The 25,218-nt window shown below is 63.0% G+C and carries 25 protein-coding genes; 14 read left to right on the top strand and 11 right to left on the bottom strand.

Translation table 11 applies throughout. The annotated features are described in order from the left end of the window. Positions 1 to 41: 41 nt before the first annotated feature. Together lysA and ACR3EL_RS15700 are read left to right on the top strand one after the other, a co-directional pair. Entirely contained in the window at positions 42 to 1,307 is a 1,266-nt protein-coding gene (gene lysA / locus ACR3EL_RS15705; RefSeq protein ID WP_170342232.1) for a diaminopimelate decarboxylase, read from the top strand. A gap of 36 nt (positions 1,308 to 1,343) precedes the next feature. Then, positions 1,344 to 3,887, top strand: a complete 2,544-nt coding sequence (locus ACR3EL_RS15700; RefSeq protein ID WP_480722228.1) for a TIGR02302 family protein — start codon at positions 1,344 to 1,346, stop codon at positions 3,885 to 3,887. 9 nt (positions 3,888 to 3,896) lie between these two features. On the opposite strand, the gene ACR3EL_RS15695 is transcribed toward ACR3EL_RS15700, so the two are convergent. Next, positions 3,897 to 4,664 (bottom strand): zinc-ribbon domain-containing protein, encoded by a 768-nt coding sequence (locus ACR3EL_RS15695; protein ID WP_480722226.1) that lies wholly within the window; start codon positions 4,662 to 4,664, stop codon positions 3,897 to 3,899. A 181-nt stretch (positions 4,665 to 4,845) separates the two neighbouring features. On the opposite strand from ACR3EL_RS15695, the gene ACR3EL_RS15690 reads away from it, so the two are divergent. From ACR3EL_RS15690 to ACR3EL_RS15675, 4 genes are read left to right on the top strand one after another with little or no spacing between them, the layout of a single operon-like run. Next, entirely contained in the window at positions 4,846 to 5,523 is a 678-nt protein-coding gene (locus tag ACR3EL_RS15690; RefSeq protein WP_170342228.1) for a cell division ATP-binding protein FtsE, read from the top strand. Beyond that, on the top strand, positions 5,520 to 6,419 hold the full coding sequence (locus ACR3EL_RS15685) for a cell division protein FtsX (RefSeq protein ID WP_170369791.1): 900 nt from the start codon (positions 5,520 to 5,522) through the stop codon (positions 6,417 to 6,419). The genes ACR3EL_RS15690 and ACR3EL_RS15685 overlap by 4 nt, the downstream gene beginning before the upstream one ends. Continuing rightward, complete coding sequence (locus ACR3EL_RS15680) at positions 6,419 to 7,162, top strand: lysophospholipid acyltransferase family protein (protein WP_170369789.1); 744 nt, start codon at positions 6,419 to 6,421, stop codon at positions 7,160 to 7,162. Before ACR3EL_RS15685 ends, ACR3EL_RS15680 begins: the two co-directional genes overlap by 1 nt. Beyond that, the gene (locus ACR3EL_RS15675) at positions 7,146 to 7,751 is read left to right on the top strand and encodes a pyridoxamine 5'-phosphate oxidase family protein (protein ID WP_170369787.1); all 606 of its coding nucleotides are present in this window, start codon (positions 7,146 to 7,148) and stop codon (positions 7,749 to 7,751) included. Before ACR3EL_RS15680 ends, ACR3EL_RS15675 begins: the two co-directional genes overlap by 17 nt. On the opposite strand, the gene ACR3EL_RS15670 is transcribed toward ACR3EL_RS15675, so the two are convergent. Further along, positions 7,752 to 8,345, bottom strand: coding sequence for an NAD(P)H-dependent oxidoreductase (locus ACR3EL_RS15670; RefSeq protein WP_480722221.1), 594 nt, complete (start codon positions 8,343 to 8,345; stop codon positions 7,752 to 7,754). It abuts the gene before it with no gap. Positions 8,346 to 8,447: 102 nt separating this feature from the next. On the opposite strand from ACR3EL_RS15670, the gene ACR3EL_RS15665 reads away from it, so the two are divergent. Then, positions 8,448 to 9,026, top strand: a complete 579-nt coding sequence (locus tag ACR3EL_RS15665; RefSeq protein WP_480722219.1) for a TetR/AcrR family transcriptional regulator — start codon at positions 8,448 to 8,450, stop codon at positions 9,024 to 9,026. A gap of 18 nt (positions 9,027 to 9,044) precedes the next feature. On the opposite strand, the gene lpdA is transcribed toward ACR3EL_RS15665, so the two are convergent. The 7 genes from lpdA to sucC all read right to left on the bottom strand — a co-directional run bounded on the left by lpdA (position 9,045) and on the right by sucC (position 17,988). Next, entirely contained in the window at positions 9,045 to 10,433 is a 1,389-nt protein-coding gene (gene lpdA / locus ACR3EL_RS15660) for a dihydrolipoyl dehydrogenase (protein ID WP_480722217.1), read from the bottom strand. A gap of 73 nt (positions 10,434 to 10,506) precedes the next feature. After that, positions 10,507 to 10,776: a hypothetical protein gene (locus ACR3EL_RS15655; protein WP_170342212.1), complete on the bottom strand. Its 270-nt coding sequence runs from the start codon at positions 10,774 to 10,776 to the stop codon at positions 10,507 to 10,509. Positions 10,777 to 10,778: 2 nt separating this feature from the next. Next, a complete protein-coding gene (gene odhB, locus ACR3EL_RS15650) occupies positions 10,779 to 12,281 on the bottom strand; it encodes a 2-oxoglutarate dehydrogenase complex dihydrolipoyllysine-residue succinyltransferase (RefSeq protein ID WP_170342210.1) in 1,503 nt (500 codons plus the stop codon). 6 nt (positions 12,282 to 12,287) lie between these two features. Next, a complete protein-coding gene (locus tag ACR3EL_RS15645) occupies positions 12,288 to 15,242 on the bottom strand; it encodes a 2-oxoglutarate dehydrogenase E1 component (RefSeq protein ID WP_480722216.1) in 2,955 nt (984 codons plus the stop codon). Then, positions 15,239 to 15,781 (bottom strand): DUF805 domain-containing protein, encoded by a 543-nt coding sequence (locus tag ACR3EL_RS15640; RefSeq protein ID WP_170360119.1) that lies wholly within the window; start codon positions 15,779 to 15,781, stop codon positions 15,239 to 15,241. The genes ACR3EL_RS15645 and ACR3EL_RS15640 overlap by 4 nt, the downstream gene beginning before the upstream one ends. A gap of 44 nt (positions 15,782 to 15,825) precedes the next feature. Continuing rightward, complete coding sequence (gene sucD, locus ACR3EL_RS15635) at positions 15,826 to 16,710, bottom strand: succinate--CoA ligase subunit alpha (protein ID WP_170342204.1); 885 nt, start codon at positions 16,708 to 16,710, stop codon at positions 15,826 to 15,828. Between the two features lie 84 nt (positions 16,711 to 16,794). Then, the gene (sucC, locus tag ACR3EL_RS15630) at positions 16,795 to 17,988 is read right to left on the bottom strand and encodes an ADP-forming succinate--CoA ligase subunit beta (protein WP_093963486.1); all 1,194 of its coding nucleotides are present in this window, start codon (positions 17,986 to 17,988) and stop codon (positions 16,795 to 16,797) included. 372 nt (positions 17,989 to 18,360) lie between these two features. On the opposite strand from sucC, the gene ACR3EL_RS15625 reads away from it, so the two are divergent. Then, entirely contained in the window at positions 18,361 to 19,353 is a 993-nt protein-coding gene (locus ACR3EL_RS15625; protein ID WP_170342203.1) for a zinc transporter ZntB, read from the top strand. A 105-nt stretch (positions 19,354 to 19,458) separates the two neighbouring features. On the opposite strand, the gene mdh is transcribed toward ACR3EL_RS15625, so the two are convergent. Further along, positions 19,459 to 20,421 (bottom strand): malate dehydrogenase, encoded by a 963-nt coding sequence (gene mdh / locus ACR3EL_RS15620; protein ID WP_170342201.1) that lies wholly within the window; start codon positions 20,419 to 20,421, stop codon positions 19,459 to 19,461. Between the two features lie 160 nt (positions 20,422 to 20,581). Here mdh and ACR3EL_RS15615 point away from each other — a divergent pair, with 160 nt between their 5' ends. Beyond that, the gene (locus ACR3EL_RS15615) at positions 20,582 to 21,337 is read left to right on the top strand and encodes a sulfite exporter TauE/SafE family protein (RefSeq protein WP_093963483.1); all 756 of its coding nucleotides are present in this window, start codon (positions 20,582 to 20,584) and stop codon (positions 21,335 to 21,337) included. Positions 21,338 to 21,340: 3 nt separating this feature from the next. On the opposite strand, the gene ACR3EL_RS15610 is transcribed toward ACR3EL_RS15615, so the two are convergent. Beyond that, positions 21,341 to 21,646 carry a hypothetical protein gene (locus ACR3EL_RS15610; protein ID WP_170456480.1) on the bottom strand — a complete coding sequence of 102 codons (306 nt, stop codon included), beginning with the start codon at positions 21,644 to 21,646 and terminating at the stop codon, positions 21,341 to 21,343. A 168-nt stretch (positions 21,647 to 21,814) separates the two neighbouring features. On the opposite strand from ACR3EL_RS15610, the gene ACR3EL_RS15605 reads away from it, so the two are divergent. From ACR3EL_RS15605 to ACR3EL_RS15585, 5 genes are read left to right on the top strand one after another with little or no spacing between them, the layout of a single operon-like run. Beyond that, a complete protein-coding gene (locus tag ACR3EL_RS15605) occupies positions 21,815 to 22,672 on the top strand; it encodes an HpcH/HpaI aldolase/citrate lyase family protein (RefSeq protein ID WP_480722215.1) in 858 nt (285 codons plus the stop codon). Positions 22,673 to 22,678: 6 nt separating this feature from the next. Next, positions 22,679 to 23,233: an NnrU family protein gene (locus ACR3EL_RS15600; protein WP_170343328.1), complete on the top strand. Its 555-nt coding sequence runs from the start codon at positions 22,679 to 22,681 to the stop codon at positions 23,231 to 23,233. Positions 23,234 to 23,245: 12 nt separating this feature from the next. After that, positions 23,246 to 23,452: a DUF1737 domain-containing protein gene (locus ACR3EL_RS15595; RefSeq protein ID WP_170343327.1), complete on the top strand. Its 207-nt coding sequence runs from the start codon at positions 23,246 to 23,248 to the stop codon at positions 23,450 to 23,452. Then, positions 23,452 to 24,480 (top strand): MaoC family dehydratase, encoded by a 1,029-nt coding sequence (locus ACR3EL_RS15590; RefSeq protein WP_480722214.1) that lies wholly within the window; start codon positions 23,452 to 23,454, stop codon positions 24,478 to 24,480. Before ACR3EL_RS15595 ends, ACR3EL_RS15590 begins: the two co-directional genes overlap by 1 nt. Positions 24,481 to 24,540: 60 nt before the next feature. Further along, positions 24,541 to 25,203 (top strand): DUF1194 domain-containing protein, encoded by a 663-nt coding sequence (locus ACR3EL_RS15585; RefSeq protein WP_170406742.1) that lies wholly within the window; start codon positions 24,541 to 24,543, stop codon positions 25,201 to 25,203. Positions 25,204 to 25,218: the final 15 nt, after the last annotated feature.

The following is a 25,218-nucleotide window of genomic DNA, read 5'->3' as shown; positions in this document are numbered from 1 at the left end:
CCCGTTGATCCACAGGCCTGTTTTGGTCTAAGCGCGCAGATATGGATCACTTTCTTTACCGCGATGGCGTGTTGTGCGCCGAGGACGTCCCGGTTGCCGAGATCGCGGCTGCGGTTGGCACGCCGTTCTATGTCTATTCCACGGCGACGCTGCTGCGGCATTACAACCTGTTCGACGAGGCGTTGGCAGGTACCGACCACGTGGTCTGTTATGCGATGAAGGCCGCCAGCAACCAGGCCATTCTGAAAACGCTGGCGCAGGCGGGCGCGGGGATGGACGTGGTTTCGGGCGGCGAGTACCTGCGGGCCAAGGCAGCGGGCGTGCCGGGCGAAAAGATCGTGTTCTCGGGCGTCGGCAAAACGGCTGAGGAAATCCGCATCGCGCTGACCGGCGGGATTCGCCAGTTCAACGTCGAATCCGAGCCTGAGATGGAGGTGATCAACGCCGTCGCGCAGGAACTGGGCGTGATCGCGCCGATCACTGTTCGGGTGAACCCGGACGTCGACGCCAAGACACACGCCAAGATCGCCACGGGAAAATCCGAAAACAAGTTCGGCATCCCGATCGCCCGTGCGCCCGAGGTCTATGCCCATGCGGCCAGCCTGCCCGGCCTGAAGGTGGTGGGCATCGACGTGCATATCGGCTCGCAATTGACCGATCTTGAGCCGTTCCGCCTGGCCTACTCCAAAGTCGCCGAGCTGACCGAACAGCTGCGCGCACAGGGTCACGACATTCACCGTCTGGACTTGGGTGGCGGGCTGGGCATTCCCTATGCCCGTTCGAACGAAGCACCGCCGCTGCCGTTGGAATACGGTGCGATGATCAAGGAAACACTGGGCCATCTGGGGTGCGAGATTGAGATCGAGCCGGGCCGTCTGATCGCGGGCAACGCGGGGCTGATGGTGTCGAAGGTGATCTATGTGAAGTCGGGCGAAGGGCGCGATTTCCTGATCCTCGACGGGGCGATGAACGATCTGATCCGCCCGGCCATGTACGACGCCTATCACGACATCGTTCCCGTCATCGAGCCCGCCCCGGGGGTCGAACAACGCCGCTATGACATTGTCGGGCCGGTTTGCGAGACCGGGGATACCTTTGCGAAACAAAGGGCGATGCCACCGCTGAACCCGGGGGATCTGGTCGCATTTCGCAGCGCCGGCGCCTATGGCGCGGTTATGTCCAGTGAATACAACACCCGGCCTCTGATCCCTGAAGTTCTGGTTCATGGCGATCAATTCGCGGTTATTCGTGAACGGCCAACCTTTGACGAAATCATAAACCGCGATACCATACCTGAGTGGCTGTGACGCGATAACCGCGCGGGCCCGACCCGGAGGCCTGACGTGACCGACACTCGCAACCTGCCGATCCCCAGACTGTCCCTGTTGCTGACGCGCACGGGGATGCTGGCCGAGCAGGTGATGCGCGCCTTTTGGCCGTTCCTGTCGATTGCGGCCCTGATCATGGCGGCCTTGCTGCTGGGTCTCCACGACCTGGTCGGCGTTGAAACCGTCTGGATCATCGGGGCCGCAGCCATTGTGGCGTTGGCGGCTGCACTGATTTGGGGCACGCGGAGGTTTCGGTTCCCCACCCGCACGCAGGCGCTTGTCCGACTGGACGAGACACTGCCGGGCCGTCCCATTCAGGCGTTGCTGGACGATCAGGCCATCGGGGCGATGGACGAAGATTCGCGCGCTTTGTGGCAGGCCCATCAGGCGCGCATGGCCGCCCGCGCCGCGCAGGCAGGACCGGTCAAGCCTGACCTGAACCTTGCCGCTCGTGACCCCTACGCGCTGCGCTATGCGGCGCTTTTGGCGCTGGTGGTCGGATTGCTGTTCGGATCGTTCTGGAAAGTTGGATCGGTCGCGCAGATGACACCCGGTACGGCCGTGGCCGGCCAGGGCCCCAGCTGGGAAGGCTGGGTCGAGCCGCCTCGCTATACCGGCCTGCCGACGCTGTATCTGGCCGATCAATCCGGTCCGACGCTGACAGTGCCACAAGGCAGCCGCGTCACTTTGCGCTTCTATGGCGAGGTCGGCGCGCACAGTTTGACCGAAACCAGTTCCTTAGCTTCCACCACGACAGCAACCGATCCGGATCAGGAGTTTGTCGTCGAGCGTTCGGGCCGATTGTCGATCGAAGGCCCTGCAGGGCGTGACTGGGGTGTCGAGGTCATTGCGGACGCGCCGCCGGTAATCGCCGTGGCTGAACCTGCCACGGCCGAGGCTGGTGGCCAGATGAAACTGCCGTTCTCGGCACGTGACGATTATGGGATCCTGTCAGGCACCGCGTTGATCGAACTGGACCTGGCCGCGGTCGATCGTCGCCATGGTCTGGCCGTTGCACCCGAACCACGCGATGCGGTCACCGTCGACCTGCCCATGCCGATCGCTGGTGACCGGAGCGATTTCACGGAAGACTTGATCGAGGACTTTTCGGAACACCCTTGGGCGCACCTGCCGGTCAAGATCACCCTTTCGGCCGTCGATGCCGCTGATCAGGTTTCCGAGTCGGATGTCTACCGAACCGACCTTCCCGCCCGCCGGTTCTTTGATCCGCTGGCTGCGGCGGTGATTGAACAGCGTCGCGATCTGCTGTGGTCGCGCGACAACGCCAAACGGGTGGCTCAGCTGTTGCGGGCGGTTTCGCACCGGCCCGAAGATGTCTTCCGTTCGGAAACCGCATATCTGCGACTGCGCTACATTCTGCGCCGGTTGGAAACCTTTACGGAATTCGGCCTGGACTCCGAACAGCAGACCGAGATCGCGCAAGCCCTGTGGGATTTGGCCATCCTGATCGAAGAAGGCACGCTCGCCGATGCGCTGGAGCGGATGCGCCGCGCTCAGGAGCGTCTGACCGAAGCGATGCAGAACGGTGCCAGCGACGAGGAAATCGCCGAGTTGATGCAGGAACTGCGTGAAGCGACCGACGAGTATCTTCGTCAGCTGCAGCGACTGGCGCAAGAGAACCCGGACGGCCAGCAGGGCCAGCAGAACCAATCCGGTGAATCCATGCAGATGACGCAGGATGACCTTCAGCGGATGATGGATCGGATCCAAGAACTGATGGAGCAAGGCCGCATGGCCGAGGCCCAGCAGGCGCTGGAGGAGTTCCAGCAGATGATGGAAAACATGCGCGTGACCCAGGGCCAGGGACAGGGGCAACAATCCGAAGGCCAGCAGGCCATGGAAGGTTTGGCCGAAACCCTGCGTGAGCAGCAGGGCCTGAGCGACGAGGCCTTCCGTGACTTGCAGGAGCAATTCAATCCCGGCGCGCAGGCCGGTGAAAGCCAGGGCAATGAAGGCCGCTCGGGCGGTCAGGGGCGCGGCCAGAGCCATGAGGGTCAGGGCGGCCAGGGCCAAGGATCGGATCAGGCGGGCGAAGGCCAGCAAGGGCAAGGGACTCTGGCTGACCGCCAACAGGCGCTGCGCGATGAACTGAATCGCCAGCAGCAGAACCTGCCGGGCGCCGGAACACCCGAAGGCGACGCCGCACGCGAGTCGCTGGGGCGTGCAGGTCGTGCCATGGATGAGGCCGAAGATGCCCTGCGGAGCGACGACCTTGCCGAAGCGATCGACCGCCAGTCCGAAGCAATGGAAGCGTTGCGCGAAGGGATGCGCGAGCTGGGTGAGGCCATGGCCCAGAACCAGCAGAACCAGCCCGGTCAGGGTACGCAGGAAGGCGACATGCAGGCCAACAACCGCGATCCGCTGGGTCGGAATCCGGGCGCTGCGGGCTCGATCTCGACCGAGGAGAACCTGCTGCAGGGGGATGATGTGTATCGCCGTGCCCGCGAGTTGCTGGATGAAATCCGTCGCCGTACCGGCGAAACCGACAGGCCCAGGATCGAACTGGAATACCTCAAAAGGTTGCTCGAGCGGTTCTGACCGGCAGAGTTACTCGGTCGCGGAGCCAGCCTGCGATTCCAGCCAGACCCGGGCCTGATCGACCATCGAGACATACGACTGCAACACGGGCTCGGCTTGGGGAACCGCCTCGCTGATCTGGCGGGCGTTGCCGTAGATCAGGAACAGGATGACCCCGATGATCAGGATCAGCGCAAAGCCGCGCAGGAACCCGCCCGATTTCCGCGGCGGGGCCTCGGCGGACTCTGCCTCGGCGGGTGCGTCGTCGCTGCGCAAAGTCGAATTGATGCTGTCCACATCCGGCAGCGCCTCTTTCTGACCGGTTCCCGCGGCGGTTTCGGTCGCCGCAGGAGGTGTCGGCTTGGGGGCCGGTTCCGGCTGCTGATCCAGGCCCAGATCCGGCTGACTTTCCAGGCCGGACCCTTCCTTGGCGCGCAGTTCGGCCTCACGCGCGGCTTCCTCTCGCAGGATTGTCGCAACGGCCGGATCGACGTTGCCGGTCGGAGCGGCTGGCCGGGCTTCGTCCTCGGGATCGGGCTGTTCGGCTTCGACCTGTTCGTCTTGTGCCTGCTCTGGTTCCGGCGCAGCAGCTTCGGCGGCTGGCTGCTCAGACGCATCCGAAGGCGCGCTTTCGGCCGGACCATCATCGGTTTCGGCCGCGACAGGCTCGGCCTCCGGGTGTTTGGGTTGGAACCAGGTCTGCTCGCAGCTCGAGCATTGCACGTCTCGGCCTTCTTCCGGAATGACCTCATCCGGAACCTCGTACTGGGCACTACAGTTCGGGCATGTTAGTCGCATACTGCCTCCCCGGCCGCTGGCGGCCTGTCGTCGTTTTTCCAAGAATGATAATCCGTTAAGGCGAAACAGCAAAGCGCGTTTTCGGCCCGGTGGATCAAGTGTCGCCAAATGGACTCGGTGCAGGCATTGAAACCGTGGTCGTGCTCGGGCAAGAAGGGCGCAAGCAATATTGAGGGCAGGCGTGATCGAGCTTGAAAATGTCAGCTACAGCTATGGCGGCGGTGAACTGCTGAGCAATGTCTCGGTCCAGTTGCAGCCGGGGTCGTTCCATTTTCTGACCGGCCCGTCCGGAGCGGGCAAAACGACCCTGTTGAAACTCTGCTATGGCGCGTTGCTGGCCAGTTCGGGGCGGATCAGCGCCTTTGACCAGGACATTGCCCGACTGGACCGGGACCAGATGGCCCTGCTGCGCCGCCGCATCGGTGTCGTTCATCAGGACTGCCGGTTTCTGGACCACATGACTCTGGCTGAGAATGTCGCCCTGCCACTGATGGTGTCGGGACGCTCTGTCGAGTCCGAGCAGGAAGATCTGACCGAACTCCTGTCCTGGGTCGGTCTTGGTGGCCGCCTGGACGCACTTCCGCCGGAGCTTTCGGGCGGCGAGCGGCAACGGGCTGCACTGGCGCGGGCGGTCATCCTGTCACCGGACGTGGTGTTGGCCGACGAACCCACCGGCAACGTCGACTGGGAGATGTCCCAGCGTCTGCTGCGTCTGCTGATCGAGCTGAACCACATGGGAAAGACCGTGGTGATCGCCACCCATGATCTGAGCTTGATCCGGGCGGCCAAAAGCCAGGTGCAGGCCCGGGTTCTTCGGATCTCGCAGCGGCGGCTGCAACTGGCGGGGGCGGATCTATGATTGCCGATGACATTCGTGCCCTGCTGCGCCGGGACGCCCGGGCTGACCGCGTCGTGCCGCCAACCGGATTTACGGCGCACCTGACCCTTTTCGTGTCAGGTGCGATGGCCTTTCTGACAGTATTCGCGCTTGCGCTGTCGCTGGCCTCGGGCCGGTTGGCCGATCGCTGGGCCTCGGAGCTGGCCGGAGCAGCCACTCTGCGGATCAATGCGCCTGCTGAACAGCGTGCCGCGCAGACGGAGGCCGCTCTGGAGGTTCTGAAACAGACCTCGGGCGTGGCCTCGGCCCGCGCGCTCAGCGCCGAAGAACAGGCCGCGCTGCTGGCCCCCTGGTTTGGACCTGACCTGCCGCTGGACACGCTGCCGGTGCCGCAGCTCATCGAAATCATCGAGGGCGAGCCGGGGTTGGACACGATGGGCCTGCGCCTGCGGCTGGCGGCCGAGGTGCCAGGTGCGGTTCTGGATGACCATTCCCGCTGGCGCGAGCCGCTGGTCGATGCGGCCACCTCGCTGCGGCGGTTGGGCTGGATCTCGATCCTGCTGATCGGCGGGGCCACGGCGGCGATGATCACGCTTGCGGCCAATGCTTCGCTTGCGGCCAACGCCCAGATCATCGAGGTGCTGCGTCAGGTCGGTGCACGCGACCGTTTCATCGCCGGTGCCTTCGTGCGGCGCTTCACCTGGCGCGCGTTTTTCGGTGCCGTGGTGGGGACGGTTCTGGGCCTGACCGGGGTGCTGCTGCTGCCCGAGGCCTCGGATGCGGGCGGTTTCCTGACCGGCCTTGGGTTCCAGGGTGCAGACTGGCTGCTGCCCGCCGTAATCCCCATTCTGGGCGCGGCCGTGGCCTTTGCCGCGACATGGTCGGCGGCCCGTCGCAAATTGAAGGAGCTTTCGTGATGGCAATGGCGGTCCAATGGGTGCGCTCGCTGATCTTCATGGTCACGATCTACGCATGGATGGCGGTTCTGGGCCTGGTCTTCGCGCCCTATGCGCTGTTCTCCAAGCGCGGGGCCCTGCGCGCCTGCAAGACCTATGCGCGCACGACCATATGGCTGGCGCGCTGGATGGTGGGCATTCGCGGCGAGGTGCGCGGCAACGGGCCCACGGGCGAGGTGGTGATCGCGGCCAAGCATCAATCTTTCTTCGACATCATCCTGATCTTCGACGCGATCCCCCATGGCAAGTTCATCATGAAGCGCGAACTGCTGTGGACCCCGATCATCGGCATGTATGCCCGTCGTCTGGGCTGTATCCCGGTCAATCGCGGCAAGCGAGGCGCGGCAGTGGCCAAGATGGTCAAGGACGTTTCCAAAGAGTTTACCGAGCCCGGGCAACTGGTGATCTATCCGCAGGGCACCCGCGTGGCGCCGGGGGTCTACAAGCCCTACAAGGTCGGCACCGCCGTACTGTACGAGGGGCTGGGCTTCCCCTGCGTGCCGGCGGCCACCAATGTCGGTGTCTTCTGGCCTCGGTCGGGGATTCTGCGCAAACCCGGCCATGCGATCGTCGAGTTCCTCGACCCGATCGAACCGGGCGTTGATCGCGACTCGTTCCTGGCCCGGCTGGAAGAGGTGATCGAGACGCGTTCGAACGCGCTGATGCGCGAAGTGGGGTTTGATCCGGATGCAGTACATCAATGACATCACCGCGCTCGAGGCGCTGTACGGCACCCCCGGCGCGGCCTCGATGCGGAAGGTTGCGCGGCAACTGACGCCGCTCTACCGCAAATGGATCATGGCGTCGCGGCTGTGCGTGCTGTCCACGGTAGGGCCCGAAGGGGTGGATGGCAGCCCCCGGGGCGATGACGGCCCGGTGGTCACGGAACTGGACCCCGGCACCCTGGCCTTGCCCGACTGGCGCGGCAACAACCGCCTGGACAGCTTGCTCAACATCGTGCGCGATCCGCGTGTGGCGCTGATGTTCATGGTGCCCGGCTCGAACAACGTGGTGCGGGTGAACGGTACCGCCCGGTTGACGGCCGATGCCGACCTGCGCGCCCGGTTCGAGAAAAAGGGCAAGCAACCGGCCACGGTGATCGTTATCGAAATCTGGGAAATCTACTCGCAATGCGCCCGCGCGCTGATGCGGGCTGAAACCTGGACCGGCGGCGATCACAGCGCCGGGTTGCCGACGGTGGGCGAGATTCTGGCCGAGGTGTCTCAGGGCGAGGAAGGCGGCGCACGCTATGATCGCGAATGGGGCGCGCGCGCCGCAAAGACGATGTGGTGATCACGCTGCCGTCGCGCCCAGCCGGGTGACCCGTGCGATCCATTTCTGGACGCTGTCCTGCTTGGGGTAGCTGGCACCGGAAAACCAGGTGAACCGCGTCGGCTTGAACCCGACAAATCCCAGAACCTGACCGCGCATCTGGTGAATCAATGCCCGGCGGTAAACCAGCCGCATGAACCAGCCCGGCGTGTCCGAGGTGATGATGACGCGCGCCGATCGGCCGTCGAGCATCGGCGCCGGGAATCCCAGTTTGTTGGGATTGCGGGTGTCGAACGTACGGCCGGGGATGAACATCCGGTCGATCAGCCCCTTGAGCTTGGCGGGCAGGCCGCCCCACCACATGGGCGTCGTCAGAACCAGGTGATCGCTCCACTCGAAGTCCTGCAGAACCTGTTCCAGAACCGGCTCCAGCGGTTTGAAATCATGATAGTTGCCCTGCCCGAAATCGAAATCGAACTCCAGCTCGCTGAGGTGAACGGTTTTCACGTCATGGCCCTTGGCACGGGCGGCTTGGGCATAGGTGTCGGCAAAGGTGCGCGACAGGCTGCTTTCGGCGGGGTGACCGTCGAGGATGAGAATTTTCTTAGGGTGCATCGGGATTCTCCTAAAATTGACCACGGTCAGTTTATAGAATCAAAAAATGACCACGGTCAATATTAAATTTGACCACGGTCAAAAAACATGCGAACAAGCCTCATGCGGAAGACGATTCAGAAACGAACCCTGAAAACCCGCGCCACGCTGCTGCAGGCGGCGGCGGACGTGGTGCGGAGGAACGGATACCAGGCGTTGCGCGTGGAAGAGGTGGTGCAGGCTGCCGGCGTGGCCAAGGGCACCTTCTTTGCCCATTTCCACGACAAGGACGCGCTGATGGAGATCCTGATCGGCGAAAAACTGGACGCTTGTCTGGATCAGGCGCAGGCGGCGGAACCGCCGAAAACCGTGCCCCAGGTCATCGAGGCCCTGGCCCCGGTGCATGATTTCATGATGTCCGAACGCTATGTGTTCGACCTGCTGATCCGCTATTCCGGCGCCGCCGCGATCTCTGAAATCGGGCCGATCGCCTATTGCTTCGAGAAATACTTCCGGATCGTGATGATGTGGCTGGATCAGGCCGAGGTCCGGCAGGACGTGCCGTCAGAACTGCTGGCCGAGGGCGTGCAGGCCTTTGCCATCCAGGCGATGTCACTGAAATTCTGCGCCCTGCATTCGGCGACGACATTCACCGACCGGCTGGAAACCTATCTGCGGGCGTGGCTGTCTCCGGCGGCCTGACCGCCGGAGACGAACTCATCAGGCGTGGATCGGACCATCGCCGCAGGCCAGCGCGGCCTCGCGCACGGCCTCGGAATAGGTCGGGTGCGCGTGGCAGGTCAAAGCCAAATCCTCGGCCGAGGCGCCGAATTCCATCGCCACGCAGACCTCGTGGATCAGGTCGCCCGCGCCAGGACCGATGATGTGGCAGCCCAGGATGCGGTCGGTTTCCTTGTCGGCCAGGATCTTGACGAACCCGTCGGCGGCAAAGTTCGCCTTGGCGCGGCCATTGCCCATAAAGCTGAACTTGCCGACCTTGTAGGCGCGGCCCTGCTCTTTGAGCGTGGCCTCGGTCTCGCCGACATTGGCAACCTCGGGCCAGGTGTAGATCACGCCCGGAATGACGCCATAGTTCACGTGCCCATGCTTGCCCGCGACCACTTCGGCGGCGGCCATGCCTTCGTCCTCGGCCTTGTGCGCCAACATGGGGCCTTCGATCACGTCACCGATGGCGTAGATCCCCGGCACGTTGGTCTGCCAGTCCTTGCCGACCTTGATCTGGCCGCGCGGAGTCAGCTCGACCCCCAGCGCATCCAGACCCAGCCCGTCATGGAACGGCTTGCGCCCGGTGGCGACCAGAACGGTATCGGCCTCGATCACGTGCTCGCTGTCATCCTTGCGCAGCTTGTAGGTCACCTTGGCCTTGGTCTTGGTGGCCTCGGTCTTTTGCACGGCGGCGCCCATGACGAAGTTCATGCCCCGTTTTTTCAGGATGCGCTGGAAGGTCTTCTGCACCTCGGGGTCCATGCCCGGGGTGATGACGTCGAGATATTCGATAACCGTTACCTCGGCGCCCAGACGCTGATAGACCGAGCCCAGTTCCAGCCCGATCACGCCTGCGCCGATCACCACCAACTTTTTCGGGACCTTGTTCAGCTCCAGTGCGCCGGTCGAGGTCACGACGACCTTCTCGTCGACCTCGACGCCGGGCAGCGAGGCCGCCTCGGAGCCGGAGGCGATGATTATGTTCTTGGCCTCGTGCACCTCGTCACCGACCTTGACCTTGCCCGCCGCCGGGATCGAGCCCCAGCCCTTGAGCCAGTCGATCTTGTTCTTCTTGAACAGGAACTCGACGCCCTTGGTGTTGGTGTCGATCACGTCCTGCTTGTAGGCCTGCATCTGCTTCCAGTCGACCGAGGGGCTTTTGCCCTTGAGGCCCATCTTGGCAAAGTTGTGCTCGGCCTCGTGCAGCTGATGGCTGGCATGCAGCAGCGCCTTGGACGGAATGCAGCCCACGTTCAGACAGGTGCCGCCCAGCGTCTCGCGCCCTTCGACGACAGCGGTTTTTAGGCCCAGCTGCGCGCAGCGGATGGCGCAGACATAGCCGCCGGGACCGGCGCCGATTACGATGACGTCATAGTTAGCCATTTTGTTCTCCCAAATCCGCGGAGTGTTCTTTTTTGAAAAGGCGACCCACGGGGTGGATCGCCTGGGTGCCTGTTCAGACGGGTGTCAGAACCTTCACCTGAATATGCGCGACGCCGCCACGTTCATGGTGCATGGCCAGCTCTTCCGATTCGATGAAGCTCTGGGCCCGGTCCAGATCGGTAATCTCGAACAGGGCAACCGCATGATCGCGCTGTTCGGGGTCTTTCCAAACGTGCAGATCGACAATCCCGGCCGCCTTGCGCATCGGCTTGTCCTCGCGGAACACCTTCAGCCAGGCGTCGAAATCGGCCACGTCGGCCTGCCAGAGTACGTGCGTCGCCATGATCACAGATCCATCAGCAGACGGCGCGGGTCTTCCAGCGCCTCTTTCACGCGCACAAGGAAGGTCACCGCGCCCTTGCCGTCGACGATGCGGTGGTCATAGGACAGCGCCAGATACATCATCGGACGGATCTTGATCTCGCCATTGATGACCATCGGACGTTCCTGAATCTTGTGCATGCCCAGAATGCCCGACTGCGGGGGGTTCAGGATCGGCGAGGACATCAGCGAGCCATAGACGCCTCCATTCGAGATGGTGAAGGTACCGCCCTGCATTTCGGCCATGCTCAGCTTGCCGTCACGGGCGCGTTTGCCCTTCTCGGCGATGGCTTTCTCGATCTCGGCGAACGACATGCGGTCCGCATCGCGGATCACCGGAACCACCAGGCCCTGCGGAGTGCCGGCGGCGACGCCCATGTGGACGTAGTTCTTGTACACGATGTCATTGCCGTCGATCTCGGCATTGACCTCGGGCACCTCTTTCAGCGCGTGGCAGCAGGCCTTGGTGAAGAAGGACATAAAGCCCAGGCGGACGCCATGCTTCTTCTCGAACTGGTCCTTGTACTGATTGCGGAGGGCCATCACCTCGGTCATGTCCACCTCGTTGTAGGTGGTCAGGATCGCGGCAGTGTTCTGCGCGTCCTTCAGACGCTTGGCGATGGTCTGGCGCAGGCGCGTCATGCGCACGCGTTCCTCGCGGGCGGCGTCCTCGGCGGCTACGGGAGCGCGCGGGGCTGCTGCCGGTGCCGGAGCGACCGCGGTAGGGGCAGCGGCGGTTGCAACGGCGCGGGCCACGTCTTCCTTCATGATGCGACCATCGCGGCCGGTGCCGGTGACCTGATCGGCCGACAGGCCGGCCTCGGCCATGGCCTTTTCGGCCGATGGCGCATTGGCCACGTCCTTGCCGGTGGCGGCTGCTGCGGGGGCAGGGGCTGCCGCGGCCGGCGCAGCCGGTGCGGCGCCTGCTTCAGCGCCCGAAATCACGGCAAGCTTGGCGGTCGCGTCGACCGTCGCGCCCTCGGGGGCCACGATCTCCGCGAGTACACCCGCAGCCGGAGCTGGGACCTCAACCGAGACCTTGTCGGTCTCCAATTCGCACAGCATTTCGTCCTGTGCGACGGTATCGCCGACCTTCTTGAACCAGGTCGATACGGTCGCTTCGGTGACGGACTCACCCAGTGTCGGAACCATCACGTCGACGCTGCCACCCGAGGCCGCAGGAGCCGCTGCCGGCGCGGCTTCAGCTTTTGGAGCGGGGGCCGCACCTTCGCCGGCCTGGATCGTTGCCAACAGAGCATCAACGCCGACCGTCTCACCTTCGGCGGCTACGATCTCGCCCATCACGCCGGCTGCAGGCGACGGAACCTCGACGGTGACCTTGTCCGTCTCAAGCTCGCACAGCATCTCATCCACGGCGACGGCATCGCCGGGTTTCTTGAACCAGGTTGCGACCGTGGCTTCGGTGACGGACTCGCCCAGCGTGGGAACACGAACTTCAATCGTCATCGTTAATTATCCTTCAATGGTCAGCGCTTCGTTCACCAGCGCTTCTTGTTGGGCTTTGTGTTGGCTGGCCAGACCCGTTGCGGGCGAGGCCGAAGTGGCGCGGCCGGCATAGATTGGCCGGGTGTGCTTGGCACCGATGCGGGACAGGACCCATTCGATGTTGGGTTCGATGAATCCCCAGGCGCCCTGGTTCTTGGGCTCTTCCTGGCACCAGACCATCTCGGCCTGTTTGAACCGCTCAAGCTCGTTGATCAGCGAATGGGCCGGGAACGGATAGTATTGCTCGATCCGCAGCAGGTAGACGTCGTCGATCCCGCGCGCGTCGCGCTCCTCAAGCAGGTCGTAGTACACCTTGCCCGAACACATCACTACGCGCTTGATCTTGTCGTCGGGCACCAGCTGGGTGTCCGAGTTGCCTTTTTGCGCGTCGTCCCACAGCACCCGGTGGAAACTGGACCCGGTGGTGAAGTCCTCGGCATTGCTGATTGCCAGCTTGTGGCGCAGCAACGATTTGGGCGTCATCAGGATCAGCGGCTTGCGGAAGGTGCGGTGCAACTGACGGCGCAAGATGTGGAAATAGTTCGCAGGCGTGGTGCAGTTGGCCACGATCCAGTTGTCCTGGCCGCACATCTGCAGGAACCGCTCCAGTCGCGCCGATGAGTGCTCGGGGCCCTGCCCCTCGAACCCGTGCGGCAGCAGGCAGACCAGACCGGACATGCGCAGCCACTTGCTTTCGCCCGAGCTGATGAACTGGTCGAACATGATCTGCGCGCCGTTGGCGAAATCGCCGAACTGGGCCTCCCACAGAACCAGCGCGTTGGGCTCGGCCAGCGAATAGCCGTATTCGAAGCCCAGCACCGCGTATTCCGACAGCATCGAGTCGATCACTTCGTACTGCGACTGCCCGGCGCGGATGTGGTTCAGGGGATAGTAGCGCTCCTCGGTCTCCTGGTTGATGAAACCCGAATGGCGTTGGCTGAATGTGCCGCGGGTGGCGTCCTGCCCCGACAGGCGTACCGGATAGCCCTCGGTCAGCAGCGACCCGAAGGCCAGCGCCTCGCCGGTGGCCCAGTCAAAGCCCTGACCGGTTTCGAACATCTGTTTCTTGTGTTCAAGAAGGCGACCTACCGTCTTGTGCAGGGCAAAGCCTTCGGGCACCGTCACCAGCGCCTTGCCGACCTCGGCCAGAGTGTCCGGCGTGATTGCGGTGTCGCCGCGGACATATTCTTCCTTGTTCTTGTCCAGATGCGACCACCGGCCATCCAGCCAGTCGGCCTTGTTGGGCTTGTAGTCCTTGCCGGCCTCGAACTCGTCGTTCAGATGCGCCTGGAAGGCGGCCTTCATGTCCTCGATCTCGCCCTCTGGGATCAGACCGTCCTTGACCAGCCGCTCGGTGTACAGCGACAGCGTGGTTTTGTGGGTCTTGATCTTCTTGTACATGATCGGGTTGGTGAACATGGGCTCATCGCCCTCGTTGTGACCGAACCGGCGATAGCAGAAGATGTCGATGACCACGTCCTTGTGGAACTTCTGGCGGAATTCGGTCGCGACCTTGGCCGCGTGCACCACCGCCTCGGGGTCGTCGCCGTTCACGTGGAAGATTGGCGCCTCGACCATCAGCGCGATATCGGTCGGATACGGGCTGGAGCGCGAGAAATGCGGCGCGGTGGTAAAGCCGATCTGGTTGTTCACGACGATATGCATGGTGCCGCCGGTCTTGTGACCGCGCAGACCGGACAGGCCAAAGCCTTCGGCCACGACACCCTGGCCGGCAAAGGCGGCGTCGCCGTGGAGAAGAATGCCCATGACCTTGCTGCGGTCGGTGTCACCAAGCTGGTCCTGCTTGGCCCGAACCTTGCCAAGAACGACCGGGTTCACGGCTTCGAGGTGGGACGGGTTCGCCGTCAGCGACAGGTGCACGGTGTTGCCGTCAAACTCACGGTCGCTGGACGCACCGAGGTGATATTTCACGTCGCCCGACCCATCCACGTCCTCGGGCTTGAAACTGCCGCCCTGGAATTCGTTGAAGATGGCGCGGTAGGGTTTGCCCATCACGTTGGCCAGGATGTTCAGACGTCCGCGGTGCGGCATGCCGATCACGATATCGCTCAGGCCCAGGGCGCCGCCACGCTTGATGATCTGCTCCATCGCCGGGATCAGCGCCTCGCCTCCGTCCAGACCGAACCGCTTGGTGCCCATGTATTTCACATGCAGGAACTTCTCAAAGCCCTCGGCCTCGACCATCTTGTTCAGGATCGCCTTGCGGCCTTCCCGCGTGAACGAGATTTCCTTGCCATAACCTTCGATCCGCTCTTTCAGCCAGGCGGCCTCCTCGGGGTTCGAGATGTGCATGTACTGCAGCGCGAAAGTGCCGCAATAGGTGCGTTTCACGATTTCGACGATCTGGCGCATGCTGGCCATCTGCAGACCCAGCACGTTGTCGATGAAGATCGGCCGGTCCATGTCGGCATCGGTAAAGCCATAGGTCTTGGGGTCCAACTCGGGATGGTTGGTCGCGGCGCGCATGCCCAGCGGGTCCAGATCAGCGGCCAGGTGACCCCGGATCCGATAGGCCCGGATCAGCATCAGCGCGCGGATCGAATCCAGAACGGCGCGCTTGATCTGTTCGTCGCTGACATCAACCCCAGCCTTGGCGGCCTTTTCCTTGATCTTGTTGCCCGCTGCCTTGGCGTCGACCTCAATCCACTCACCGGTCAGGGCGCCGGTCAGGTCATCATTCGGCATCGGCGGCCAGTCGGAGCGCGCCCACGAAGGCCCTTCGGCCTCTTTCTGGACGTCCGGTGCCGCGTCTCCCATCTGCCGGAAAAACTCGGCCCAGGCCGCATCGATCGCGCCGGGATCCTTTGTGTACTGGGCGTATAGCTGCTCCAGGTACTCGGCATTGTGCCCCTGCATGAAGCTCGAGGCATGGAAGGCAGAATTGGGCGAGTGTTCGGTCATTGGGTTACCTCATATGGGTTGGGACCGTATTTGTTGGTGCCTGGCTGGCTGGGGCGGGACAGCCACCACAGAACCAGGAGGGGCGACACGAGAAGAACAAGCAGTGTCGGAATGACGATCAGCAGCGTGGCGCGCGTGAACAGGATGTCGAGGCTTCCGCCATGCTGGAAGCTTGAGGCGAGGCCGATGCCGAAGACCAGAACGGCAAAAGCCCCAAGGATCAAAAGGATCGGCAGCAGCGCATAGAGACCGTTGCGCCCGGTGTCATGCATGCGCCGCCACGCCACGGCCAGATGCGGAAAGAACACGATCAGGGACACGATGCTCTGCACCGGCTGGCTGGATGTGGCGGTCACCTCGACCGAGCCTTCGGATTGCACAGTCGTGACCTGCCCGAAGAAATGCCAGTCGATCACCGTGGCGATTGCGCTCCAGACCAGAATGAATAGGAAAAAATACCAATACTCGGGGCGAGAGGCCCGCCCCGAGAATGTGAAGTATTTGGAGAAACACGTTTTGACGGCTTCGTTGAAGGTCATGTGTTTCGCTCCGCTGAGGCCAGCCCGCTCAAGGGGCCGGCGGTTTACTTGCCGATTGCTTCCAGCACAGCCTCGCCCAGCTGCGCCGGGCTTTCGGCCACGACGATGCCGGCGCTGCGCATGGCTTCGATCTTGTCCTCGGCACCACCTTTGCCGCCGGCAACAATCGCGCCCGCGTGGCCCATGCGGCGGCCCGGAGGTGCCGTGCGGCCGGCGATGAAACCGGCAACCGGCTTCTTGCGGCCCTTCTTGGCCTCATCCGCCAGGAACTGCGCGGCTTCTTCCTCGGCCGAGCCGCCGATCTCGCCGATCATGATGATCGACTCGGTCTCGTCATCGGCCAGGAACCATTCCAGCACGTCGATATGCTCGGTGCCTTTGATCGGGTCGCCGCCGATGCCCACGCAGGTGGACTGGCCCAGACCCACATCGGTGGTCTGCTTGACCGCCTCATAGGTCAGGGTACCGGAACGCGACACGACGCCGACCGAACCGCGCTTGTGGATGTGGCCGGGCATGATGCCGATTTTGCAGGCGTCGGGCGTGATGACGCCGGGACAGTTCGGGCCGATCAGGCGCGATTTGCTGCCTTCCAGCGCGCGCTTCACCTTCATCATGTCCAGAACCGGGATGCCTTCGGTGATGCAGACGATCACTTCCATCTCGGCGTCGATGGCTTCGAGGATCGAATCCGCGGCAAACGGAGGCGGCACATAGATCACGGTGGCGTTGGCTTCGGTCACGTGCTTGGCTTCGTGGACCGAGTTGAACACGGGCAGGCCCAGATGCTCCATCCCGCCTTTGCCCGGGGTCACACCGCCGACCATCTTGGTGCCATAGGCGATGGCCTGTTCAGAGTGGAATGTGCCCTGCGAGCCGGTAAAGCCCTGACAGATCACTTTGGTATTTTCGTCGATGAGGACTGCCATTTGGCGTTCTCCTGTTTTCGGCGGGATCTGACCCGCCAGCATTCATCGGAATGGCGGGCCGCGACCCGCCCTGATTTATCGGGTTCAGCCTTTGACTGCCTTCACGATCTTCTCGGCACCGTCTTTCAGGTTGTCCGCCGCGATCACGTCCAGGCCAGAGGTGTTGATGATCTCTTTGCCTTTTTCGACATTCGTGCCTTCCAGACGCACGACCAGCGGAACCTGCAGGCCGACCTCTTTCACCGCGGCGACCACGCCCTCGGCGATGACGTCACAGCGCATGATGCCGCCGAAGATGTTGACGAGGATGCCTTTGACGTTGGGATCAGACGTGATGATCTTGAACGCCTCGGTCACTTTCTCTTTGGTGGCGCCGCCGCCGACGTCGAGGAAGTTGGCAGGCTCCGCACCGTACAGCTTGATGATGTCCATCGTCGCCATCGCCAGACCCGCACCGTTGACCATGCAGCCGATCTCGCCGTCCAGCGCGATGTAGTTCAGGTCGTATTTGCTGGCTTCCAGTTCCTTGGGGTCTTCCTCGGTGGTGTCGCGCAGTTCGGCGATGTCGGGGTGGCGGTAGACCGCGTTGCCGTCAAAGCTCAGCTTGGCGTCCAGCACCTTGAGGTCGCCGCCTTCGGCCACGATCAGCGGGTTGATCTCCAGCATCTCCATGTCCTTCTCGACGAAGGCCTTGTACAGGATGCCCATCAGACGCACGCATTGCTTGACCTGCGCGCCTTCCAGACCCAGCGAGAAGGCGATGCGCCGGCCGTGATACGGCTGGTACCCAGTGGCCGGGTCAACCGAGAAGGACAGGATTTTCTCGGGTGTCGCCGCGGCTACTTCTTCGATGTCCATACCGCCTTCGGTCGAGCACACGAACGAGATGCGGCTGGTCTGGCGGTCCACCAGCAGGGCCAGGTACAGCTCGCGCTCGATGCCCGAGCCGGCCTCGATGTAAACGCGGTTGACCTGCTTGCCTACGGGGCCGGTCTGGTGGGTGACCAGCGTGCGGCCCAGCATCTTCTTGGCTTCTTCGGCGGCTTCTTCCACCGATTTGGTCAGACGGACACCGCCTTTTTCACCGGCATCGGCCTCTTTGAAGTGACCTTTGCCGCGGCCGCCCGCGTGGATCTGTGCCTTGACCACCCAAAGGGGGCCGTCCAGTTCACCGGCGGCTGTTTTGGCTTCCTCGGCGCGCAGAACTGCACGTCCGTCGGAGACCGGAGCGCCATAGCTGCGAAGAAGAGCCTTGGCCTGATATTCGTGAATGTTCATCGAAACTGTCCCGTCTGACTGCGATTAGATCGTTATAGGGGTGTCTAGCGGTAAAAATTAAAGGGTTTTCTGTCTGGATCGGGTTATTTACCGAAGATTTTCAGCATTTGTGATCACACATTTTCGGGGTGTGATCACAAACAAACCGGTGCCAAAAAATGATTCGAGCGAGTCAGAATAGGCTTTGAAAACATATTCGAAGACCGTGTTCGCAACCCGTTTGCGCCAACATTTCCGATAGCGTTCGAAGTGGCGGGACCGGACCTGTCAGGCTTTCGGGGCTTGGCGCATTCTCGCAGGCTGGCTAATCTGACCGGGCCTGTGTGGGTCCGGTTGGGTCGGGCAGGTCAAACATGAACAAGCTCCGAGCAGATGACAGTGCCGAACCCAGATTTCCCCGATGTCATGACCTGGATCTTCGACGGATCCGGCAAAGCTGTGTCACTGGACGCCGATGAATTTGCCAGCTGGATACCGGCCGGACCGGAGGGGCAGTTCGCTTGGCAACACCTGAGGCTGGAAGCACCAGGCACGGTTCCGCTTCTGCGCGCCGGCGGGCTTGATGAGTTCGTGATCGACGCTCTGACGGCGGACGAGACCCGGCCCCGCTGTACCGTCCATGGCGATGGCGTAATCCTGAACCTGCGCGGAGTGAACCTGCAAGAAGGGCAACCGCCCGAAGACATGATCTCGGTCAGGCTGTGGTTGACGGAGAACAAGATCATCGGTGTCTGGCGCCGCCCCTTGGATGCGGTTGCGGACATGCTGGCGGCAATCGACCGCGGGCAGGCACCGAAATCGCCGGGTGACTTCGTCGCGCGCTTGGCCTTGCGGCTGGCAGATAGGGCCGAACCTTCGATCACTGATCTGAACGAACGTGTGGATGACCTCGAGGAGGCGCTTCTCGAGGCGAATGCCGAGATTTCTCGGGCCGAGCTGGCGGCGATCCGCAGGTCCTCCATCGTTCTGCGCCGGTATCTGGTACCCCAGCGCGACGCGCTGACGACGCTCGAGATTGAAGACGTGCCGTGGCTGCAGGCTCACGACCGGTCGCGGTTGCGCGAAGCCTCGGAGCGCATCTACCGGATCGGCGAGGATTTGGCGGCTGTACGGGAACGGGTTCAGATCATACACGATCAGCTGATGGATGAACGGGCCGAACGTATGAACAACCGTATGCTCGTTCTGTCAGTGGTCAGCGCGGTCTTTCTGCCGCTGGGCCTGGTGGCGGGTGTTCTGGGGATCAATGTCGGTGGCATTCCCGGCGCCGAAAGTCCGAATGCGTTCTGGGTCGTTTGCGCCTTGCTGGTCGCACTTGGCGGGATGCTTCTGGGAGTAGCCAGGTGGCTTGGGATGTTCCGATAGAACTCGAGGGCCAAAAAAGAAATGCCCCGCCGGTTGGAGCCAGCGGGGCAGGGTGTCATGCCTTTGGCCGGATCTTTGGTGGGGTCCAAAGATCCGATCAATGTATCAGGCCAATGAGCTGTCGATGCCCTTGCAGGCCTCGATCAGACCTTTCACGGCGTTGACCGAATTGTCGAAACCGGCCTGCTCTTCTTCATTGAGCTGGATGTTGACGACCTTTTCGATGCCGCCGGCGCCGATCACGGTCGGGACGCCCACATACATGCCCTTAACGCCCAACTCGCCATCGCAATAGGCGGCGCAGGGCAGAACGCGCTTCTGATCCTTCAGATAGGCTTCGGCCATCTCGATCGCCGAGGTTGCAGGCGCGTAGTAGGCCGATCCGGTCTTCAGCAGGCCGACGATCTCGGCGCCGCCGTCACGGGTGCGCTGCACGATTGCGTCCAGCTTCTCTTGCGTGGTCCAGCCCATCTTGACCAGGTCGGGCAGCGGGATGCCCGCAACGGTCGAATAACGCACCGACGGTACCATCGTGTCGCCATGGCCGCCCAGAACAAAGGCGGTGACGTCTTTCATCGATACGTCGAACTCTTCGGCCAGGAAGTGGCGGAAACGGGCCGAGTCCAGCACGCCGGCCATGCCGCAGACCTTGTTGTGGGGCAGGCCCGAGAATTCGCGCAGCGCCCAGACCATCGCGTCCAGCGGGTTGGTGATGCAGATGACGAAAGCGTCGGGTGCATTGGCGGCGATGCCTTCACCGACCGACTTCATGACCTTCAGGTTGATGCCCAGCAGGTCATCGCGGCTCATGCCCGGTTTGCGCGGCACACCGGCGGTCACGATGCAGACATCGGCACCGGCGATGTCCTCGTAGGACTGGGTGCCCTTCAGCTTGGCGTCAAAGCCCTCGGACGGGCCGGATTCGGCGATGTCCAGCGCCTTGCCTTCCGGGATGCCCTCGGCGATGTCGAACAGAACGACATCCCCCAGTTCCTTCATTGCTGCGAGGTGGGCAAGCGTGCCCCCGATCTGACCTGCGCCGATCAGCGCGATCTTGGGTCTGGCCATTTGGAATATCTCCGGTCGGTTTTGAAATCGACGGTTTGCTAGTCGTTAAAACGCCGTTGCGCAAGGGTTCTGCAGCGCGGCATGCGACCGCATACCGTTTGCCTGCCCCCCGCCGGTTGCGCTAAACCACCCGCAGGACAAGCCGTTTCGGGGCCGCCGCATGGTCGAATTGAACCTGATGTTTTTTGCCGTGGCGATCCCGGCCGTGATCTTTGCGGGCATCTCCAAGGGTGGCTTCGGCTCGGGCGTGGCCTTTGCGTCCTCATCGATTCTGGCGCTGATCCTTGACCCGGGGCAGGCGCTGGCGCTGATGTTGCCGATCCTGATGGTGATTGATCTGGCAACGCTGCGCCCCTACTGGAAACGCTGGAGCTGGCCCGACGCCCGCTTGCTGATGCTGGGCGCGGTGCCGGGCGTGGTGCTGGGCGCGCTGCTGTACCGGGCGACCGACGAAGACCTGCTGCGCCTGCTGATCGGGGGCATTTCGGTGGGCTTCGTGATCTGGCACGTCGCCCAAACCCGCGGCTGGGTGCGTGGCTTCGCCAACCGCCTGCCGCCCCCGGCCGGGCTGTTCGCGGGGATGGTCGCCGGGTTCACCAGCTTCGTGAGCCACGCCGGCGGCCCGCCCGCTGCCGTCTATCTGCTGTCGCAGCGCCTGACGAAAACCGAGTTCCAGGCCACCACCGTGCTGGTCTTTTGGGTCATCAACATCGCCAAGTTTGTCCCCTATGCCTATCTGGGCATGTTCACCCTGCAGACCGCCTGGGCCGACCTGCTGCTGACCCCCTTTGCCATCCTCGGTGCCTGGCTGGGCGTGCGCGCCCACTGGATGATGTCCGAGCGCCTGTTCTTCGGCATCGCCTACGTTCTGCTGACCCTGACCGGCACGAAACTGATCTGGGACGCGTTGACCTGACCCTCAGGCATCGGGCGGCAGCGCCTCGGCGATCACCTCATAGGCCTCGCCTGCCGCGATCAGGCAGGTCATGCCATCCGGCAAGGTCACGGTGATGGTCCATGTGCCGGTTTCGTCCGAGGCAAAGACTTCCATCACCGCCCCCTGCCGCGCCATGCCGATGCCGCGCCGGGTCTCGCCATAGGTCTCGGCCAACCGCTGCAGCACGTCCGGCCGGGGCGCACAGTTCGGCGACTGCGCCTGCACCTGCTGCGCCGCCAGCACCATGATGCCCAGCCCCATCGTCATCTGAAACAACCACTGATTCATCTCCGGCCCCCTTCGCCTGTTGACTGGACCAAAGCTGCCGGAACCCTCTGCAATTGCGGTAAAACCACCGCGCGTTGCGTCGCATGCTGCAATGCGGCGATTTTAGCCTTGAAGTTTCCGGCAAAAAATGCCCCATTCTGCGCAACTTTATTTCAACGAGAGGTTCCCATGGACCCCCGCCAGCGCCCCTACCGCTCTGTTCTGTATATCCCCGGCTCCAAGGAGCGGGCGCTCGACAAGGCGCGCTCGCTGCCGGTCGATGCCATTATCTTCGATCTGGAAGACGCGGTTGCCGCTGATGAAAAGGACAATGCGCGCGAAACGCTCAAGGCCGCGCTGACGACGGGCGGATACGGCCCGCGCGTCAAGATCGTTCGAATCAACGGCCTCGACACCCCGTGGGGCCGCGCCGATGCCGAGGCCGTGCGCGAGATGGATGCCGACGTGGTGCTGCTGCCCAAGGTGAATTCGGCCACCGACGTGGATGCGCTGGCCGCGATCACCGGCGACCTGCCGATCTGGGCGATGATGGAAACCCCGCGCGGCATGCTGAACGCGGCCGCGATCGCGGCCCATCCGCTGATGGCGGGCTTTGTCATGGGCACCAACGATCTAACGAAAGAACTGCAGACCCGCTTCCGCCCCGACCGCCTGCCGCTGATGACCTCGCTGGGCCTGTGCCTGCTGGCCGCCAAGGCCGAGGGGCTGGTGATCGTCGATGGCGTCTACAACGCGTTCAAGGATACCGAGGGGCTGGCCGTCGAATGTGCGCAGGGCCGCGACATGGGCTTTGACGGCAAGACCCTGATCCACCCCGCGCAGGTCGAGACCGCCAATACCGCCTTCGCCCCCTCCGAGGCCGAGATCGACCTGGCCCGCCGCCAGATCGTCGCTTTCGAAGAGGTCGAGGCCAAAGGACAGGGCGTTGCCGTGGTCGACGGCAAGATCGTGGAAAACCTGCACGTTGTAACTGCCCGTGAAATTCTGGCAAAAGCAGAGGCGATATCAGCTTTGCAAGCGGGGTAAGCCAGCATGGGCTTCGTTCTTCTCATTCTCGGCGTGGCGCTTTGGTGGGCCGCACATCTGTTCAAACGTCTGATGCCCGCCCGCCGCGCGGCCATGGGTGACGCCGGAAAGGGCGCGGTCGCGGGTGCGCTGGTCGTGTCGATCCTGCTGATGATCTTCGGCTATCGCATGACCGATTTCATCCATGTCTGGGCACCGCCCAGCTTCATGATCCACATCAACAACCTGCTGGTGCTGATCGCGATCTGGATGATGAGCCCTGCCGGAACCAAGGGCAGATTGCTGAACAAGGTGCGTCACCCGATGCTGGGCGGGTTCAAGCTCTGGGCCTTTGCGCATCTGCTGGTCAATGGTGATCTGGCGTCGATCATCCTGTTCGGCGGCCTGTTGGCCTGGGCCGTGGTCGAAGTGATCGTCATCAACAAGTCCGAGCCCGATTGGACCCCGGGCGAGCCCGGAACGCTGGGCAAGGATGCGATGTTCTTCGTGGCCTCGATCGTGCTGCTGGGCATCATCGGCTACATTCATGGGCTGGTCGGCCCGTCTCCGTTCCCGGGCTAGGCAGGTGATGTGATGGCAAAACTTTATCGACTGCTGACTGAAGAGGACACCTCGGACTTCTGCCACAAGGTGTCCGAGGCGCTGGCCAAAGGGTGGGAGCTGCACGGCTCTCCGGCCTATGCGTTCGATCCGTCCACCAGCAAGATGCGCTGTGCGCAGGCCGTGACCAAGGAGGTCGCGGCCGACTATTCCCCCGACATGAAACTGGGACAGCAATAATGGCAAAAACCAATCCGGGCCGCTTTTTCGAGGATTACTCCATCGGGCAGGTGCTGCACCACGCGGTGCCCCGCACCGTGACGGAGGGCGAGCGCGCGCTCTATCATGCGCTCTATCCCGCGCGCCACGCGCTCTATTCCTCGGACGAGTTTGCCCGGAACTGCGGCCTGCCGCAAAGCCCGATCGACGATCTGGCGGCGTTCCATGTGGTGTTCGGCAAGACGGTGCCGGACATCTCGCTGAACGCGGTTGCGAACCTGGGCTATGCCGAGGGGCGCTGGCTGAAACCGGTCTATCCCGGTGACACCTTGCGGTCGGAATCCGAGGTCATCGGCCTCAAGCAGAATTCGAACGGCAAGACCGGGGTGGTCTGGGTGCGCACGCGCGGGCTGAACCAGCGCGACGAGGTGGTCATCGAATACGTGCGCTGGGTGATGGTGCGGAAATCGAACCTTGATGTGCCGGCGCCCGAAACCGTGCTGCCGGACCTGAAAAAAGCGCTGGAACCCGGCGACCTCGTGGTGCCGAGCGGGCTGGATTTGAGCAAATACGACTTTGCTCTGGCCGGTGAACCGCACCGCTGGGGAGACTACCAGATCGGCGAGACCATCGACCATGTCGACGGCGTGACCGTGGAAGAGGCCGAGCACATGCTGGCCACCCGCTTGTGGCAGAACACTGCCAAGGTGCATTTCGACCTGACCTTCCGCCCCGATGGGCGGTTGATCTATGGCGGCCATGTGATCTCGATGGCGCGCGCGCTGTCGTTCAACGGGCTGGCCAATGCGCAGATGATCGCCGGTTTGAACGGCGGGGCCCATGCCAACCCCTGTTTCGCCGGAGACACCGTCAAGGCGTGGTCCGAGGTGCTGGACAAGGCCGAAACCGGCGTGCCCGGCGTGGGTGCGATCCGGTTGCGACTGGTGGCGACCAAGGGCGGCGAGGCCTTTGCGCTGCGCGGCCCGGATGGAAAATACAGCCCCGACGTCTTGCTGGATCTGGACTATTGGGCGCTGATGCCGATCTGAGCGGGCTGGCCCCCACAGTCTTGTGATCCCGACCGGGCCGAACCGTGCTAGGTTCGGCTCATGTCTTGTCTGCGTATCCTTGCTGCCGCGCTCTGCCTTGCCCGCCCGGCGTCGGCCTGCGAACTGGCGCTGGCGCTGGCCGTAGATGTGTCCGGCTCGGTCGACAGTTCGGAATACCGCATCCAGATGGATGGCCTGGCGGCCGGACTGCGCGATCCGGTCGTGTCCGAGGCGCTGGTGCGCGGCCAGGCCCGGTTGATGCTGGTGCAATGGACCGGGACCTCGCGGCAGCGGATCACCATCCCCTGGACCAAAATTGACGGGTTCGACGCACTGGATGCGTTTGCAGCAAAAGTGTCGGCCGATCCGCGTGTCTGGCGCAATTTCTCGACCGCGATCGGTGAGGCGCTGGAAATGACCGTGAACAGCTTTCTCGAGGTGCCCGAGTGCAAGCGTCATCTGATCGACATCTCGGGAGACGGCGTCTCGAACGAAGGGGTTGAACCCACCGAGATCCGGGACCTTTTGCGCCGTCAGGGGATTACGGTGAACGCAATTGCTATCGAGGAGAGCGAACCAGACCTGACGGCCTATTTCTTTGAAAACGTCATAGTCGGCGAAGGGGCCTTCGTCGTATCGGCTGCCGGTTTCAAGGACTATCCCGAACGGATCCGGAAAAAACTTCTGCGTGAAGTCACGCGGCAGACTGCCGATCTGCGCTGAACGCAGAAAGATTCG

Source organism: Ruegeria sp. BJ3, assembly GCF_056535665.1.
The sequence above is the reverse complement of the archived record's forward strand: the minus strand, read 5'-3'. Positions and strand labels throughout refer to the sequence as shown.

Bases quoted from the DNA above. Each gene is read 5' to 3' on its own strand.
- lysA (WP_170342232.1), top strand. From the start codon at position 42: ATGGATCACTTTCTTTACCGCGATGGCGTGTTGTGCGCCGAGGACGTC.
- ACR3EL_RS15695 (WP_480722226.1), bottom strand. From the start codon at position 4,664: ATGCGACTAACATGCCCGAACTGTAGTGCCCAGTACGAGGTTCCGGAT.
- ACR3EL_RS15685 (WP_170369791.1), top strand. From the start codon at position 5,520: ATGATTGCCGATGACATTCGTGCCCTGCTGCGCCGGGACGCCCGGGCT.
- ACR3EL_RS15680 (WP_170369789.1), top strand. From the start codon at position 6,419: ATGGCAATGGCGGTCCAATGGGTGCGCTCGCTGATCTTCATGGTCACG.
- ACR3EL_RS15675 (WP_170369787.1), top strand. From the start codon at position 7,146: ATGCAGTACATCAATGACATCACCGCGCTCGAGGCGCTGTACGGCACC.
- ACR3EL_RS15670 (WP_480722221.1), bottom strand. From the start codon at position 8,345: ATGCACCCTAAGAAAATTCTCATCCTCGACGGTCACCCCGCCGAAAGC.
- ACR3EL_RS15665 (WP_480722219.1), top strand. From the start codon at position 8,448: ATGCGGAAGACGATTCAGAAACGAACCCTGAAAACCCGCGCCACGCTG.
- lpdA (WP_480722217.1), bottom strand. From the start codon at position 10,433: ATGGCTAACTATGACGTCATCGTAATCGGCGCCGGTCCCGGCGGCTAT.
- ACR3EL_RS15655 (WP_170342212.1), bottom strand. From the start codon at position 10,776: ATGGCGACGCACGTACTCTGGCAGGCCGACGTGGCCGATTTCGACGCC.
- odhB (WP_170342210.1), bottom strand. From the start codon at position 12,281: ATGACGATTGAAGTTCGTGTTCCCACGCTGGGCGAGTCCGTCACCGAA.
- ACR3EL_RS15645 (WP_480722216.1), bottom strand. From the start codon at position 15,242: ATGACCGAACACTCGCCCAATTCTGCCTTCCATGCCTCGAGCTTCATG.
- ACR3EL_RS15640 (WP_170360119.1), bottom strand. From the start codon at position 15,781: ATGACCTTCAACGAAGCCGTCAAAACGTGTTTCTCCAAATACTTCACA.
- sucD (WP_170342204.1), bottom strand. From the start codon at position 16,710: ATGGCAGTCCTCATCGACGAAAATACCAAAGTGATCTGTCAGGGCTTT.
- sucC (WP_093963486.1), bottom strand. From the start codon at position 17,988: ATGAACATTCACGAATATCAGGCCAAGGCTCTTCTTCGCAGCTATGGC.
- ACR3EL_RS15625 (WP_170342203.1), top strand. From the start codon at position 18,361: ATGACAGTGCCGAACCCAGATTTCCCCGATGTCATGACCTGGATCTTC.
- mdh (WP_170342201.1), bottom strand. From the start codon at position 20,421: ATGGCCAGACCCAAGATCGCGCTGATCGGCGCAGGTCAGATCGGGGGC.
- ACR3EL_RS15615 (WP_093963483.1), top strand. From the start codon at position 20,582: ATGGTCGAATTGAACCTGATGTTTTTTGCCGTGGCGATCCCGGCCGTG.
- ACR3EL_RS15610 (WP_170456480.1), bottom strand. From the start codon at position 21,646: ATGAATCAGTGGTTGTTTCAGATGACGATGGGGCTGGGCATCATGGTG.
- ACR3EL_RS15605 (WP_480722215.1), top strand. From the start codon at position 21,815: ATGGACCCCCGCCAGCGCCCCTACCGCTCTGTTCTGTATATCCCCGGC.
- ACR3EL_RS15600 (WP_170343328.1), top strand. From the start codon at position 22,679: ATGGGCTTCGTTCTTCTCATTCTCGGCGTGGCGCTTTGGTGGGCCGCA.
- ACR3EL_RS15595 (WP_170343327.1), top strand. From the start codon at position 23,246: ATGGCAAAACTTTATCGACTGCTGACTGAAGAGGACACCTCGGACTTC.
- ACR3EL_RS15590 (WP_480722214.1), top strand. From the start codon at position 23,452: ATGGCAAAAACCAATCCGGGCCGCTTTTTCGAGGATTACTCCATCGGG.
- ACR3EL_RS15585 (WP_170406742.1), top strand. From the start codon at position 24,541: ATGTCTTGTCTGCGTATCCTTGCTGCCGCGCTCTGCCTTGCCCGCCCG.